Source organism: Plantactinospora sp. CA-290183 (genome assembly GCF_050936375.1).
In the GTDB taxonomy this organism is placed as follows: Bacteria; Actinomycetota; Actinomycetes; order Mycobacteriales; family Micromonosporaceae; genus Plantactinospora.
The window spans coordinates 24,732-39,987 of record NZ_JBNJMX010000014.1 but is presented as its reverse complement, the minus strand read 5'-3'; the positions used below and the strand labels follow the sequence as shown (position 1 = coordinate 39,987).

General features: G+C 71.4%; 8 protein-coding genes and 1 pseudogene. 5 read left to right on the top strand and 4 right to left on the bottom strand.

Translation table 11 applies throughout. The features are described from left to right. Positions 1–5: 5 nt before the first annotated feature. Both ACQEUR_RS19085 and ACQEUR_RS19080 read right to left on the bottom strand, forming a co-directional pair. Positions 6–1,253 carry an MFS transporter gene (locus tag ACQEUR_RS19085; protein ID WP_433032829.1) on the bottom strand — a complete coding sequence of 416 codons (1,248 nt, stop codon included), beginning with the start codon at positions 1,251–1,253 and terminating at the stop codon, positions 6–8. A gap of 217 nt (positions 1,254–1,470) precedes the next feature. Further along, the gene (locus ACQEUR_RS19080) at positions 1,471–2,961 is read right to left on the bottom strand and encodes a catalase (RefSeq protein ID WP_433032826.1); all 1,491 of its coding nucleotides are present in this window, start codon (positions 2,959–2,961) and stop codon (positions 1,471–1,473) included. A 305-nt stretch (positions 2,962–3,266) separates the two neighbouring features. Here ACQEUR_RS19080 and ACQEUR_RS19075 point away from each other — a divergent pair, with 305 nt between their 5' ends. From ACQEUR_RS19075 to ACQEUR_RS19065, 3 genes are all read left to right on the top strand, one after another. Then, positions 3,267–3,857, top strand: a complete 591-nt coding sequence (locus ACQEUR_RS19075; RefSeq protein ID WP_433032824.1) for a hypothetical protein — start codon at positions 3,267–3,269, stop codon at positions 3,855–3,857. Positions 3,858–3,870: 13 nt separating this feature from the next. Continuing rightward, on the top strand, positions 3,871–5,079 hold the full coding sequence (locus ACQEUR_RS19070; protein ID WP_433032821.1) for a hypothetical protein: 1,209 nt from the start codon (positions 3,871–3,873) through the stop codon (positions 5,077–5,079). Positions 5,080–5,269: 190 nt separating this feature from the next. After that, positions 5,270–5,632, top strand: a complete 363-nt coding sequence (locus ACQEUR_RS19065; protein WP_433032819.1) for a hypothetical protein — start codon at positions 5,270–5,272, stop codon at positions 5,630–5,632. 156 nt (positions 5,633–5,788) lie between these two features. On the opposite strand, the pseudogene ACQEUR_RS19060 reads toward ACQEUR_RS19065, so the two are convergent. Beyond that, positions 5,789–7,415, bottom strand: a pseudogene (locus tag ACQEUR_RS19060) (glycoside hydrolase family 6 protein). A gap of 726 nt (positions 7,416–8,141) precedes the next feature. Between ACQEUR_RS19060 and ACQEUR_RS19055 the strand changes: the two are divergent. Beyond that, positions 8,142–8,807: a hypothetical protein gene (locus ACQEUR_RS19055; RefSeq protein WP_433032816.1), complete on the top strand. Its 666-nt coding sequence runs from the start codon at positions 8,142–8,144 to the stop codon at positions 8,805–8,807. Positions 8,808–9,018: 211 nt separating this feature from the next. Next, on the top strand, positions 9,019–9,798 hold the full coding sequence (locus ACQEUR_RS19050; protein ID WP_433032813.1) for a class F sortase: 780 nt from the start codon (positions 9,019–9,021) through the stop codon (positions 9,796–9,798). A 101-nt stretch (positions 9,799–9,899) separates the two neighbouring features. On the opposite strand, the gene ACQEUR_RS19045 is transcribed toward ACQEUR_RS19050, so the two are convergent. Then, positions 9,900–15,029 carry an NAD-glutamate dehydrogenase gene (locus ACQEUR_RS19045; RefSeq protein WP_433032810.1) on the bottom strand — a complete coding sequence of 1,710 codons (5,130 nt, stop codon included), beginning with the start codon at positions 15,027–15,029 and terminating at the stop codon, positions 9,900–9,902. Between the last annotated feature and the right edge of the window lie 227 nt (positions 15,030–15,256).

The window sequence follows — 15,256 nt, the reverse complement described above, 5'->3', positions numbered from 1 at the left end:
CGTGGTCATCCGGACCCGGGCGCACCGGGCCGGCCGGCCACCGCCACCCCGGCCCGCCGACCGGCTGCCCGGGACGGCCGGCCCAGCCAGACCGCCCCGAGCAGGTACGGCACGGCACCCAGCGCGAAGATCAGCCCGTGCCCGGCGACGGTGGAGGCGAGGGCGTAGCCGCCGTACACACCGATCGTGACCAGCTCGGTGCCGAGCCCGGCCAGCGACGTCACGGTCGCCCGGCTCGGCCCGTGGATCCGCTCCTGTAGCCGTACCTCGACGACCAGGGTCGCCGTCTGGAACGCGCAGAACGCCAGCGCGATCAGCACGAAGCCCGCCGGCCGGCCGCTGAGCGCCCCGACCGCGAGGGCCAGCGCGGCGAGGGCGACCGTCCCGGCGGCGGCCCGGGTCGACAGGCGCTGTCCGACGGGGGTGAGCAGGCCGCCGACCGTGACGCCGAGCCAGACGAGGAGCACCAGCGGCGGGACCGCCGGAGCCGCGACGATCCGCTCGGCAAGCAGCGGCAGGTACTCCTCCAACCCGCCCCAGACAGCCGCGGTCGCGGGCACGAGCAGCAGCGCCCGCCGTACCGACCGGTCGGTGCGGGCCTCGGCGAGCCCGGCGCGCAGGACGGCCAGATAGCTGGCCGGCCCCGGGTCGTCGCCCGGCGGCCGGGCGGCACCGGCGGCCGGGCGGGGTTTCCGGTGTTCCGGCAGCGCCAGGCCGACCGCCGCGCAGAGCAGGCTGGCGAGCACGCTGGCCAGGCCCACCGCCGGGTAGCCGCCGGCGGCGAAGACCGGCGTGGCCACGGCGATGGCGAGCATCGCCGCGACCAGGCCGACGGCGCTCGCCCGGCCCAGCACCCGGCCGTACCCGTCGGCCCGGTCCAGCCGGTCCAGTTCCTCGTAGAGCAGGGCCTCGGCGGCGCCGCTCTGGAGTGCGCCGCGCGCGCCCCAGAGCACGAAGCCGAGCGCGAAGACGGGGTACGACGGGGCGGCGAGCCAGGCGGCGAAGCCGGCGGCACCCAGCAGCGGGGCCAGCACGAGCAGCAGCCGGCGGGACACCGCGTCGGCGAGTACGCCGGAGGGGACCTCCAGCAGGATGCCGGTCAGCGCCCAGACGGCGAAGAGCGAGGAGACCTGGGCGACGGAGAGCCCGGTCTCGGTGAAGAGCAGCGCGTACACCGGGTAGAGCAGGACGAACTCGTCCAGGAAGGTGTAGGCGTAGAAGACGGCCGCCAACCGGCGGGCGGGCGAGAGCATGAGGCCTCCACACGGGAATGGTGCGCAACCTGTGGGTTACGGACCGTTCCGGCGGGGCGCGGCAGCGGGTGCCGCGTCGGCCTCGGGCGGGGACCTAATGTCGGCGCGTCATGCGGGCGAGTGTAGCGGCCCGGGGCAACGTACGGGCCCGGCACGGCAGGCCCCCCCGGCCGGGGCGCCGGGGGGACCTGCCGTCGATCGGGTCAGGCGTTGAGGGTCAGGCGTTGACGGCCAGGCCCAGGCCCTCGGCGACCCGGCGGCCGTAGTCCTCGTCGCACTGGCTGAAGTGCCAGACCATCTTCTCCTGGATGTGCTTGTCGCACTGGGCCAGCAGCGTGGTCAGGTTGAGGATCAGGTCGTCCCGCTCCCAGTCGGCCATCTCGCGGAAACGCCGGCCGGCCTGGGCGTAGTTGTTCTGCCGCTCGATCGGCGCCTTCATGATCTGCCCCGACACGAACGGCCGGTACTCGCGGTAGGAGTCGTCGGCCTCGGTCAGGCCGGCAACCGAGGACGGCTCGAAGTTGATGTGCGGGTTGGCGCCCCGGTTGTCCACCCCGTACGACATCTGCCCGCCGGTCTGGTTGGTGCTGACCAGGACGTCCTCGCGCGGCCGGTTGACCGGCAGCTGGAGGTAGTTCGGGCCGACCCGGTAGCGCTGGGTGTCCGAGTAGGAGAAGGTGCGGCCGACCAGCATCTTGTCGTCGGAGAAGTCGATGCCGTCGACCAGCACACCGGTGCCGAAGGCGATCTGCTCGTTCTCGTTGTGGTGGTCGGTGATGTTGCGGTTCAGCGTCATCATCCCGACCGGCAGGTACGGGAACTGCTCCTCGGGCCAGATCTTGGTGTCGTCGAGCGGGTCGAAGTCCAGCTCCGGGTGCTCGTCGTCGCTCATGATCTGGACATTGAGCTCCCACTGCGGGAACTCGCCGCGCTCGATCGCCTCGTACAGGTCCTTGGAGGCGTGCCCGAGCTCGGTGGCCTGGATCGCGTCCGCCTCGGCCTGGGTCAGGTTGTGCTCGCCCTGCTGGGTCAACCAGTGGAACTTGACCAGCACGGCCTCGCCCTCGGCGTTGACCAGGCGGTAGGTGTTGACGCCGGAGCCGCGCATGGTCCGGTAGTTCTTCGGTATGCCGTACGGCGAGAAGAGCCAGGTCAGCATGTGCATCGACTCGGGGGTGTTCGACATGAAGTCGAAGATCCGGTTCGGCTCCTGCCGGAAGGTCACCGGGTCCGGCTTCAGCGAGTGGATCACGTCCGGGAACTTGATCGCGTCCCGGATGAAGAAGACCTGGAGGTTGTTGCCGACCACGTCCCAGTTGCCGTCCTCGGTGCGGAACTTCACCGCGAAGCCGCGCGGGTCCCGCGTTGCCTCGGAGGAGTCCCGACCGCCGATGACGGTGGAGAACCGGATGGTGAGCGGGGTCTTCTTGCCCCTGGTCTGGAACAGCTTCGCCCGGGTGTACGTCGAGGCCGGCTCGTCCCCGATCGTCCCGTACGCCTCGAACTCGCCGTGCGCGACGAAACCGCGCGCGTGCACCACCCGCTCCGGGATCCGCTCCCGGTCGAAGTGGCTGATCTTCTCCAGGAAGTGGTAGTTCTCCAGCGTGGCCGGGCCGCGCGAGCCCACGGTCCGCTGCTGCTGGTTGTTGTGCACGGGGTGACCCTGACGGGTCGTGAGCGTGGGCTTGTTGGCCTCGGGATCGCTCATCGGTCTCCTCCTGATCGGTGCTCTTCCTGGCACTCGGGGCAACCGCCCCGGAATGTGATCTCGATGCGGGTCACCCGGCAGCGACGTTCCGTCGGTTCCGCCGGCGCCGTACGTGCGATCCGACCGGCATCTGACCACCCAAGCGCGTTTTCTGGAATGAGTCAAGTTTTGTGACCAGCTCGACGGCCGAGTCGCCGGCCACCCCGGGCGGCGGACGCGGCCGATGCGCCCCGTACGCGAAAGTGTGCGGGATCGGGATTGGTGATCAGGGGCGAGCGGGAATACCAGGTGACGAAGGAGGAGTCATGTCGCCCATGCAGATCGCCCTCATCATCCTCGTCGTCCTCGCCGCCGCGGCCGCCGTCGTGCTCGTGCTGATTGCGTCCCGGCGCCGGGCGCTGCGCACGAAGTTCGGCCCCGAGTACGAACGGGCCGTCGCCGAGCAGCAGACCCGGGCCGCCGCCGAACGCGAACTACGCGAACGGGAGCGCCGGCACGCCGAGCTCACCCTGACCCCCCTGTCGGCGGAGGCCCGTGGCCGGTACGCGGCGGAGTGGGAGGAGATCCAGGCCCGATTCGTCGACTCCCCCGCCGAGGCGGTCGGCGCGGCGGACGAAGTGGTCACCCGGCTCATCACGGAACGGGGCTACCCGACCGGGGACTACGACGACAGACTCGCCCAGCTCTCCGTCGAGCACGCCCGGACGCTCGGCCACTACCGCGACGCCCACGAGATCCACCTGCGCAACCAGCGCGGCGAGGCCAGCACCGAGCAGCTGCGCCAGGCCGTCGTGCACTACCGGGCGCTCTTCACCGACCTGCTCGGCGAGGAACCCGTACGCCAGCAGGACACGGACGAGTCCCGTCCGGACGCCCAGGACGTACCGAGCCGGTAAAGGAGACTTCGTCATGCGCCACCAGGAACAGCAGTTCAACGGCGAGCGCGCCGAGGACGGCCGGGGCGAGCCGGTTCCCGTACCGGTCCCGGGCGGGGTGGTCCCACAATCGGTGGACGGTCCGGAGGACGCCATCGACGAGCGGGGCTCCTACGACAACGACCCGGACGACCGGGTCGGGCGGGACCGCTCCCCCGAGGAGCGCGCCGAGGACGAGGCGATCGACGACGACGCGCTCACCGAGCGCACCCCCTCGGCCGGTGCGGACCCCGACCCCGACCCCGGTACCGACCGGGGTGACCTGGCCGACGCCAGCCAGGCCGACGCCCGGGACGCCAACCCGGCCGAGCCCGCGGGTCCGGGCGACGACCCCGGCGACGACCCGAGCGACGACGACCCGGCCGGCAGCGGCGGATCGACGCGGCCGGAGTTCCACGAACCCGCCCCGCTGCCCACCGCGTTCGGCGCCACCAGCGTCGGCGCCGCGGTCGCCGCGTCGGCGATGGCCAGTGGCAACCCGGCCGACGAGCGCGATCCCCGCGAGGAGGACACGGTACGCCCCGGGGACGGCGTGGCCGATGACCGCATCGACGGCCTGGGTGAGGACCGGATCGACGCCCAGCGCCGCGCCGTACGCCCGACCGACGACGACGGCGGACCCGGCGGAAGCGATCTGGGTGCGGCGGACGCGCGCGGCCATCTCGACCCCGGAGCCGGACCGGCCGGCGGCGACCCGGACGGCACGGTGGCCGGCGGCGACCCGGACGGCACGGTGGCGGTCGGCGTCGCGCCCGTGACCGGCGCCCGGCCGGCCGGCACCGACGATCCCGTCGCGGCGACCGACGGGCGCTCCGGACCGGCCGCCGACGGGGGCCGGACGGACGGGGCGGACTCCCCCGGCACCCCGACCACGGTCGGCGGGGAAATGCTCCCCGGTGCCGTCGCGGCCGAGCCGATCGTCGCGATCCTGGCCACCGACGACGTACAGGGCTTCCGCGACCGGTGGCGGGACGTCCAGTTGCGCTTCGTCGACGATCCCCCGAACGCGACCGCCGACGCCCACCGGCTGGTCGAGGAGGCGGTGGAGGCGGTGACCACCGCGCTGACGGCGCGACGCGACGACCTCGGCGGCTGGCGGCGCGGCGACTCGACCGACACCGAGCAGCTCCGGGTGGCGGTACGCCGCTACCGGGACTTCCTGGACCGGGTGCTCGGCCTGTAACGCCTCAGGCCGGTGTGACCGGCCGGCTCCCCGGCACCCCGCTGCGGTGGGGTACCGGGGAGCCGCCGTTTCGGCGCTCCCCACCGGAGGAGCATGGCGCCGGCCATCCGGGGTAGTCGACACGGAGGACCGGCAGGCCCGAACTCCCGCATACCGGATCTTCCGGACGCCCGCACAGGAGGTAGCAGCCATGACGGAGCGCGAACCGACACCGGCCCGACCGCTGGAGGAGACCCCCGAGGTGGCCGCGGCCGTCGACGACGACACCGCCATACCGCAGTTCGCCTCCGACGGCGGACCCGACGCGCAGACCCCGGAGTTCATCGACCCGGACGAGGCCCAGGGCGACTTCCCGCCGACCGACAACCTGATCGGCGACGCCTACGGGGCGGGATCGGGGGGCACGGACTCCCGCACCGGTGCCGAACAGCCCTGGGATCCGGAGGACCTGGCGGCCGCGCAGGGCCGTGACCCCGACCCCGCCAACGTCGAGCGGGCCCGGGAGGAACTGGCGGAGGACGGGCCGGCCGCGGTCGAGCGGACCGTGCCCTGAGGCGAACGGTACGCCCGTACCCCGCGCCGACCCGGGGTACGGGCGTACCGCCGTACCAGGCGGCGGTCCCCGCCTCGACCCGTTCCGGGGTGGAGGCGGGGACCGCCTGGTGGTGTACCCGCTGACTCAGCCGACTGCTCGGCCGCGCGACACCGGTCAGAGCGCCGGGTAGGCGTTCTGCATCAGCTGGGTGAACTGGGCGGCGAACCAGGCACCCGAGATCGGGGCACCGGCCAGCGCACCGCTCGGGTTGTTGTTGTTCCGCGGGTTGCCGGTGTACGTCGGGTCGCACATCCGGTCGAAGCCCTTGCCCTCCTCGTTGTCGATCGCGGTGCTGGAGCCGTCCGACTCACCCGGGGGCTTGATCCAGACGTACGCGTCGATGCCGGTGGCCGGGTTGGCCCGCGGGCGCTCGCCGAGGCCGGCGCCGCTCTGGTTGCACCAGTTGCCGAGGTGGATACGGCGGTCGATGCGGGAGCCGTCAACCTGCTGGTTGATGTCGCCCGAGGTGACCGCGCCGGTCGGCCGACCCGAGCCGCCCCAGCCGTTGCGGGAGGTGTCGATCAGCATGCCGATGCTGCTGCTGAAGCCCTGCGAGACCAGCTCCGTGCGGAGCGCCTGCGCGAAGGTCTGCTCGTCGGCGTAGCGGTTCCAGTCGATCCAGCTCGACTGCCGGTTCTGCTCGGTCACGGTGAGGTAGGGCTCCACAGTGGCCGAGTAGTTGGCGGTGTTGGCGATGAAGCCGTGCACGTTGGCCTGGGTGCTGCCCTCGGCGCGGGCCGCCTCGGCGAAGACCTGGGCGGAGGCCCGGAAGTTGTCATCCCAGCCGATCCAGCCGTGGTGGCCGGCGTCGACGTAGTTGTAGACGTTCGGGATGGCGCCGAGCTTGGCCAGGGCGTAACCGACGCCCTTGACGTAGTTGCCGTTGGCCTTCATCGTGTCGCACTGCGGGGTCGCGGTCTCCCGGCTGCCGGTGTTGGTGACCAGGTTCGGCAGCGAGTCGATCTCGATGATCGTGATGATCCGCAGGGCGCTGTACTTCGTGTCGGCCATGATCGCGGCGATCGGGTCGATGTACTGCGTCTTGTACTTGGGCAGTTCGGGTCGGCCCGAGCTCACCGTTGGAGGCGAGCGCCGCGCAGTCCCGGCCCGGCAGGTTGTAGATGACGAACTGGATGTAGCCGGCGCCCTGTGCGAGCGCCTCGTCCAGGTGGTCCCGTACGCCCATCGGGCCGTTCGAGCTGCTGTCCGGGGTGCCCTCGATCGCGGCGATCCGGTCGATCCAGACGCCGGTCGGGGTGTTGGAGACCCGGTTGCCGCCCGAGACGCTCTCGGCCTTGGCCTTCCACTCCGGGTTCACGTAGCCGCGGGAACCCGCGTACGGGTTGTCGACCCGGGCGGAGGGGTTCGGCGGCGGGTTGCTCGGTCCGCCCGTCGGCGGGGTCGTCGGCGCGGCGCCGTTGCAGCTCACTCCGTTGACGGTGAACGAGGTCGGTGCCGGGTTGCTGCCGCTGAACGTGCCGTTGAACCCGAGGCTCGTGGAGGCGCCGCTGGCCAGCGAGCCGTTCCACGCCGTGTTCGTCGCGGTCACGTTGGCGCCGGACTGGCTCCAGGTCGCCGACCAGCCCTGGCTGACCCGCTGGCCGCTGTCCGGGAAGGTGAAGCCGAGCGTCCAGCCGTTGAGGGCGTCGCCGACGTTGCGGATGGTGATGCTGGCGCTGAAGCCACCCTGCCACTGGTTGGTGCTGTAGGTGACGCTGCAGGCGGTGGCGGCCTGCGCCATGCTGGCCGGAATGGTGACGAGGCCGGCGGCCACCAACGTGCTCGCGCCGGCCAGGGCTATCGCCTTCTGCCGGCCGGACAACTTACTCCGTAAACTCATGCCACTGATCTCCTTGAGCCAGCCGGTCCTCATTGGTGGGACCGGCGCGGCAGTCGCCGGACGTGGACCTTTGGGGGTACGTCCGTAGACGCCAGGGGGACTTCGATGTGCCCGACCCGGGCGGGCGAAGTGGTGGTGGTGCCGGCCGCACCCGACGGCCGTGATGGACGCCGCCCGGAAGACCGGATGCCCTCGGCGTCTGTCTGCTGCGCGGTGTGGCTCCCCCGGCACAGTGGATGAATTCTTGCATGGGAGCGCTTCCACCACAACACCCCACGTACTGACGGTGGGCGATCCGTTGACCGGCATCGCGCCTCGTGGAGACGGTGGCACCCTAGCCGATTCCGTCGCCGAGACATAGATCGCCCTGATCAGGGCGCCGTCCTCACGACCCGCCGGGGACACGGGCGAAACAGCTCCCTGATCAACGCAGCAGGGCGGTCGGCAGGGCGATCGGTCCGGGCGGCGCGGATGCGTCGAAAGCGGCGCAGCTAGCACGCGAAACCTCTTCGGAGGCTACTTCGGGAAAATGCCGAGATAACCCGATGAAAACTCGCAAAGTCGCTAATCTCGGTCGTGGCCCCTCTCCCGGCGGCCGGAACAAACAGGGGAAGGATGACGTGAGTCATGTCCAGGAAGTTCCTCGGCAAGGCGATCGCTGGCGCGGCCCTGGGCGGCGCGTCCCTACTCGTCTGGGCACCGGCGTCCGCGACGGCGGAGAGCGGGCGGTACCCGGAGAGCCACCGGCAGGGCGACCGGGGCCACGCCTTCACCAGGCCGCAGGCGGCGAGGCCGGGCCACCAGATCCGACTTCTCCAGGTCTGCCCCGAGCCGCAGAAGCAGGCGTGGTTGTGGTCCAAGGTCACCGGGAAGGTGGACCTGGCTCCCGGGTCGGGTCCGGCGGAGCGGGGCGAGGCGCGCGGCAGGGACGGTTCCGCGCGACAGGACGGCGGCGGGGACGGGGACGGCGGGGACGGCTGGGCGGAGGACGGGACACCCTCCGGTGAACGGGACAGCACGCGGGGACGGGACGGCAGCGGGGCGGGCTTCGCCTACTGGACCAGCATCGAGATCCCCGGCGACGCGGAGCCGGGGCACTACCCCCTCAAGGGCTCCTGCGGCGGCGGCGAGCTGATCGTGCTGCCGAACGGCGGCATCGAGGGCGGCGACGGCGGGGCCACCTCCGGTAACAGTGACAACCTCGCGGTCGGCGGCGTGGGACTGCTCGGGGTGGCGGCGCTCGGCGGCCTGGCGCTGCTGCGCGGCCGTCGCGGCGACGACTCGTCCAGTTGAGGCGGCACGAAACCCGGGTCTTACCCCCAGGACGCGCTCTTTGGAAGAAATCCTCATTAACACCATCAGGACACCGCAAAACTGGCTAATCTCGGCTTACCTCGACTGACGTCCGGCGAGGTCAACGGGGAAGGAGCGACTCGACTCATGACGAGGAACCTGCTGCCGGGGGCGGCTGCCGTCGGTGGACTCCCGCCGAGGTGGCGTACCGATGGCTCAGCTCTCTGACCCGGCGGCGGGACGCGCCGGTGGCCGGTCCGGGAAACCGTGGCGCGCCGCCGGCATCGCCCTCGTCGCGCTGCTCGCCCTGACCGGAAGCGGCCTGATCGGTGCCGGCCTGCGGCCCACGCCGGTGCAGCCGCCCCAGCCCGCCGAGGAAGCGGCCCTGGTCCCGGCGACGGCGGGGAGTCAGTCCCCGACGGTGCCGGGCCCGACGGTGCCGGGCCCGACGAAGCCGGGGACCCCGGCGGCCAGCGCGGCGGGGGCCGCCGGCTCTCCGTCGCCGCCGGCCCCGAGACCCGCCGTACCGGCGCTGCCCCGCGCCGAGCCGACCCGGATCACGATCCCGAAGATCAAGGTGAACGCCAAGATCATGTCACTCGGCCTGAACGCGGACGGCACGGTCCAGGTGCCGCCGCTGAAGGAGGCCCAGAACGCCGGCTGGTACAAGCCGGGACCGAGCCCCGGCGAGATCGGCAACTCCGTCGTCGTCGGGCACGTCGACTCGGCCGAGATCGGGCCGGCGGTCTTCTTCCGGCTCGGCGCACTGCGGCGGGGCGACCGGATCCAGGTGGCCCGCAAGGACGGCACGGTCGTCACGTTCACGGTGGACAGCGTGAAGTCGTATCCGAAGACGGCCTTCCCGACCGAACTGGTCTACGGGGCCGCCGACACCCCCCGGCTCCAGGTGGTCACCTGCGGCGGCACCTTCGACAGCAAGCGGCGCAGCTATCCCAACAACATCGTGGTCTCCGCGACCCGGACCCCCTGACCCGGCCGACCCCGGCCCGGCACGGAGTCGTCGTCGGGATCCGGACGGATCCCGACGACGACCCCACGGTCACTGCGCGCGCAGAGGCAGGCCAGCGCGGGTCAGGCGGCTGCCGAGGTCCGGACCAGGGTACGGATCTGCCGCAGCAGTACGGAGAGCGCGGCGAGATCGGCCTGCGACTCGTCGAACTCCCCCATCGCCTTGCGGGTCCGGGTGATCGACGTCGCGTTGGACCGTTCCCACTCCTGCACCCGGTCGTCCGGCGCGAGATCGGCCCGCGTCGAGCCGAGCACCTCGGCGGTCAGCGCCGCCAGCGCCGCGTAGAGGTCGTACCGCAGCGCCATCCGGGCCAGGGTCTGCCAACGGTCGTCCCGGGGCAGCAACGAGATCTTCGACAACAGCGAGTCGACCCGGAACCGGTCCGAGAGGACGAAGTAGATCGAGGCCACCTCGCCGACGTCCCGGCCGGTCTCCGTGGCGGTCTCCACCACGTCCAGCAGCCCGAAGCTGTACATCAGCCGGGTGGCGCGTTCGGCCAGCTCCCGGGGCAGCCCCCGTTCGACCGACGCCTCGACGTGCGCCTCCAGCGCCCGCCGCTCGCCGCCGAAGAAGAGGTTGCCCAGCTCCGGTAGGAGCCGGGCGACCCCGTCGCGCAACCGGGCGGTCTCCGCCGGTACGTCGATCGGCGAGCGCCGGTTGGTCACCAGCCACCGTACGGCGCGGTCCAGCAGCCGGCGGGTGTCCAGGTAGATGCTGGTCTGCACCTCCGTCGGCACCCGGTTGTCCAGGGCCTCCACCTCGGCCCACAGCTCCCGGAGCCCGAACACCTCGCGGACCACCACGTAGGCCCGGATCACGTCGGCCGGCGAGGCCCCCGTCTCCTCCACCACCCGGTAGATGAACGAGATGCCGCCCCGGTTGACCGCCTCGTTCACCAGCACCGTGGTGACGATGTCCCGGTGCAGCCGGTGCTCGGTCATCCGGTCGGCGTACCGCTGGCGCAGCGGGGTCGGAAAGTAGCCGGCCAGCACCTCGGCGGTCCACTCCTCGTCGGGCAGGCTGTCGGCGAGGATCTCCTTCTCCAGGACGATCTTCACGTACGCGAGCAGCACCGCGAACTCCGGCGCGGTCAGACCGGCGTCGGTCCGTACCGCCAGCTCCTCGTCCGGGGGCAACGCCTCCAGCTCACGGTTGAGGTGCCCGGCCCGCTCGAAGTCACAGATCATCCGGCGGTGCACCGGCAGCAGCGACGCCGCCTGCGCCTGGGCGTTGCCGATCGCCCGCGCCTGGTCGTAGTTGTCCCGCAGGACCAGCTCGGCGACCTCTTCGGTCATCTCGGCCAGCAGCGCGTCCCGGTCCGGCACGCTCAGCTCGCCGTCGGCCACCGCGGCACCGAGCAGGATCTTGATGTTCACCTCGTGGTCCGAGGTGTCCACCCCGGCCGCGTTGTCGATGAAGTCGGTGTACATCCGGCCGCCGGCCATGGCGTACTCGATCCGGCCGACCTGGGTGAAGCCCAGGTTGCCGCCCTCGCCGACGACCTTGCAGCGCAGGTCCTTGCCGTCCACCCGGATCGCGTCGTTGGACTTGTCCCCCACCTGCGCGTTGGACTCCGACGACGCCTTGACGTAGGTGCCGATCCCGCCGTTCCAGAACAGGTCCACCGGCGCGGTCAGGATCGCCTTCATCAGCTCCTGCGGGGAGAGCGTGTCGACGTCCGCGGCGAGGTCGAGGACGGTACGGACCTCCGGGCTGATCGGGATCGACTTCGCCGTACGCGGAAAGATGCCGCCACCGGCGGAGATCAGCTCCGGGTTGTAGTCCGCCCACGAGGAACGCGGCTGGTCGAAGAGCCGGCGGCGTTCCACGTAGGAGGACGCCGCGTCCGGATCCGGGTCCAGGAAGATGTGCCGGTGGTCGAAGGCGGCCACCAGCCTGATGTGCTCGGAGAGCAGCATCCCGTTGCCGAAGACGTCGCCGGACATGTCGCCGACCCCGACCACGGTGAAGTCCTGGCTCTGGGTGTCGATCCCCATGTCCCGGAAGTGCCGCTTCACCGACTCCCAGGCGCCCCGGGCGGTGATGCCCATCTTCTTGTGGTCGTAGCCCGCCGAACCACCGGAGGCGAACGCGTCGGCCAGCCAGAAGCCCTGGCGGACCGAGATCTCGTTCGCCGTGTCGGAGAAGCTCGCGGTGCCCTTGTCGGCCGCCACCACCAGGTAGGGGTCGTCGACGTCGTGCCGGACCACGTCGTGCGGCGGCACGATCTGCCCGCCGACCAGGTTGTCGGTCACGTCCAGCAGGGCGGAGATGAACTCCTGGTAGCAGGCGACCGCCTCGTCCCGGTCGCCCGGCTTCTGCTTGAGCACGAAGCCGCCCTTGGCGCCCACCGGCACGATCACGGCGTTCTTCACCATCTGCGCCTTGACCAGGCCCAGCACCTCGGTGCGGAAGTCCTCCCGCCGGTCCGACCAGCGGATACCGCCGCGCGCCACCGGCCCGAACCGCAGGTGCACGCCCTCGAACCGGGGCGAGTAGACGAAGATCTCGTACTTGGGCCGGGGCGCGGGCAGGTCCGGGATCGCCTGCGGATCCAGCTTGAACGCCACGTACGGCTTCGGCCGGCCGTCCGTGCGGCGCTGGTAGAAGCTGGTCCGCAGGGTGGCCTGGATCAGCGTCAGGTACGAGCGCAGGATCCGGTCCTGGTCGAGGCTGGACACCTCGTCGAGCTGCTGCCCGATCGCGGTCACCAGCTCCTTGCTGCGCAGGTTGCGCTCCTCGGCGCTCAGCCGCATCGTCGGGGAGAACCGCACCTCGAAGAGTTCCACCAGCGACGAGGCGATCCCCGGGTAGGCGATGAAGGTGGACTCCATGTAGTCCTGGGAGAAGACCGTGCCGGCCTGGCGCAGATACTTCGCGTACGCCCGCAGCACCACCACCTGCCGCCAGGTCAGCCCGCCGCGCAGCACCAGCTCGTTGAAGCCGTCGACCTCGGCCTCGCCCCGCCAGGTGGCGGAGAAGGCGTTCTCCACGTGCGGGCGCACCTCGGCCAGGTCCCGGGCCCCCTCCGGCAGCTCCAGCCCGAAGTCGTACAGGTAGATCCGCCCGTCGAGCCGGTCCACCTCGTACGGGTGCTCGTCGACGACCCGTACCCCGAGGGAGTGCAGCACCGGCAGCACCGCGGAGAGCACCATCGGCTCGCCGTACCGGTAGACCTTGAACCGGACGTCGTCGGCCCCGGCGTCGGGTCCGGCCGGGCCGCCCGGCTGCCCCTGGGCCTCCTCCGGCTCGTCGGAGACCTCGGCACCCGATCGGGGCGGGCGCTGCACCACGCCCGGCCGCGCCGGCCCGAACTTGCGGAACATGTGCATCTCGAGCTGGCCGCGCTCCTCCAGCAGTTCGAGCTTGGCCAGGTCCTTCATCGCCTCGTACGGGGTGTGCCCGTCCTTGTAGCCCTCCGGGAACGCGTCGGCGTACCGGCTGAACAGCCGCTTGGCCTGCTCGTCGCCGAGCTTGCGCTCCAGCACCAGCCGGTAGTCGTCGTCCCAGAGCCGGGTGGCGTCGGCCAGCTCCTCGGCCAGCAGGTCGGCGTCGATCATCCCGGGCGGGTTGGTCGGGTCGGTCCGGACGATGAAGTGCACCCGGGCGAGCATGGACTCGGTCACCCGGGTGGTGTAGTCGACGCCGACGCCGTTCAACTCGCGTAGCAGGATCTCCTGCATCCGCAACCGGTTCTGGGTGGTGAACCGGTCCCGGGGCAGGTAGATCAGGCAGGAGATGAACCGGCCGTACCCGTCGCGGCGCAGGAAGACCCGCAGCTGGCGGCGACCCGCCATCCGCAGCACCCCGACGACCGCGTGGTAGAGGTCGTCGGTCTTGATCTGGAACAGCTCGTCGCGCGGATACGTCTCCAGGATCTGCAACAGGTCCTTGCCGGAGTGGCTGCGCGGGCTCAGCCCGGAGCGGTCCAGCACCTCGGCGACCTTGCGCCGCACCACCGGCAGCTCGCGGACGCTGGTCCGGTACGCCGCCGTGGCGAGCAGGCCGAGGAAGCGGCGCTCGCCGGTCACCTCGCCGGCCTCGTTGAAGATCTTGAAGCCGATGTAGTCCAGGTACGCCGAGCGGTGCACCGTGGCCCGCGAGTTCGCCTTCGTGATGATCAGCAGGCGCTTCTCGGTCACCTTCGCGCTCGCCTCGGGGGTCATCGAGGAGAGCGCCCGCGGGGTCGGCGAGTCCTGGCGCAGGATCCCCAGGCCGGTGCCGAGCATCGCCTCCAGCGCCTTGTCGCCGCTCTCCGTCTCGACCAGCTTGTATTCCCGGTAGCCGAGGAACGTGAAGTGTTCGTGCGCCAGCCAGCGCAGCAGCTCCACCGAGTCGGTGATGTCCTTCTCCGGCACCGGCGGCCGGTTGTCGGAGGTACGCGCCGAGGCGAGGTCGTCGGCGAGCGAGAGCGCCCGCTGGCGCATCTTCGGCCAGTCCTCCACCGCCTCCCGCACGTCGGTGAGGACCCGCTGCAACTCGGCGCGGAGCCGGTTGCGGGCGTCGGCACCGCGGATCGGATCGATCTCGATCCGCATCCAGCTCTCCACCAGGTCACCGTCGATCGCGTCGTCCGGCTCGACGTCGGCGGCGACCTCGGTCAACCTGCCCAGCGGCTCGCGCCGCACCACGACCAGCGGATGCACCAGCAGGTGTACGTCGAGGTGGTGGCCGGTGAGCAGGGCAGTGACAGAGTCCACCAGAAAGGGCATATCGTCCGTGACGATCTCGATCACGGTGTGCTGCTGGTCCGGTGCCGGCTCGTGGATGCGCAGCTTCAGCTCACCCGGGACCCGCTGCTCGGCCAGTTCGCGGTGCGCCCGCGCGGCGGCCAGCATCTCCTCCGGGGTGAAGCCGATCAGCTCCTCGTCCGGGGCGAACCGCCAGAACCGGTCGACCAGCGTGGCCGCGTCGTGGTCGTCACCGGCCAGTGTCACGGCCTGGGCGACCAGCCGCTCGGCGTTCGGCACCGGCTCGTCGAGATCCGCGTCCTCGACGTCGTCGGCCAGCGCCTCCGGGGGCAGCCCCAGGTCGTAGAGGGTGTCGATGCTGGCACCCGGCACCCCGGTCACGCCGGTGGCGAGTCGTGACCCGGGCCCGCCGTCGTCCGTCGCCGAGTCGAAACTGTCGTCCCGGTCAGCATATGCCGGCCAGAGATCGGATTCCGGTTTGATCGCCGGACGCCGGTCCATCGGTGCCACTCCCCTCGACCCACGGCACTGTGGGTCACTCTCCGCCCAGACTAGGCCCTGCCGACTGACGCCTTCGTCGGCGGACCGCCGGCCGGCCTTCCGGATTCGGACTCTGTCCTTTCACCCGTTGCGGGCACCGGGCACGCTGCCCCCGAGTACCCACGCTCACTGCGCCATCACCCCTGAACCGGGGACTGGTCTGCGCCTACTACCGTCGGGCTGCCGCC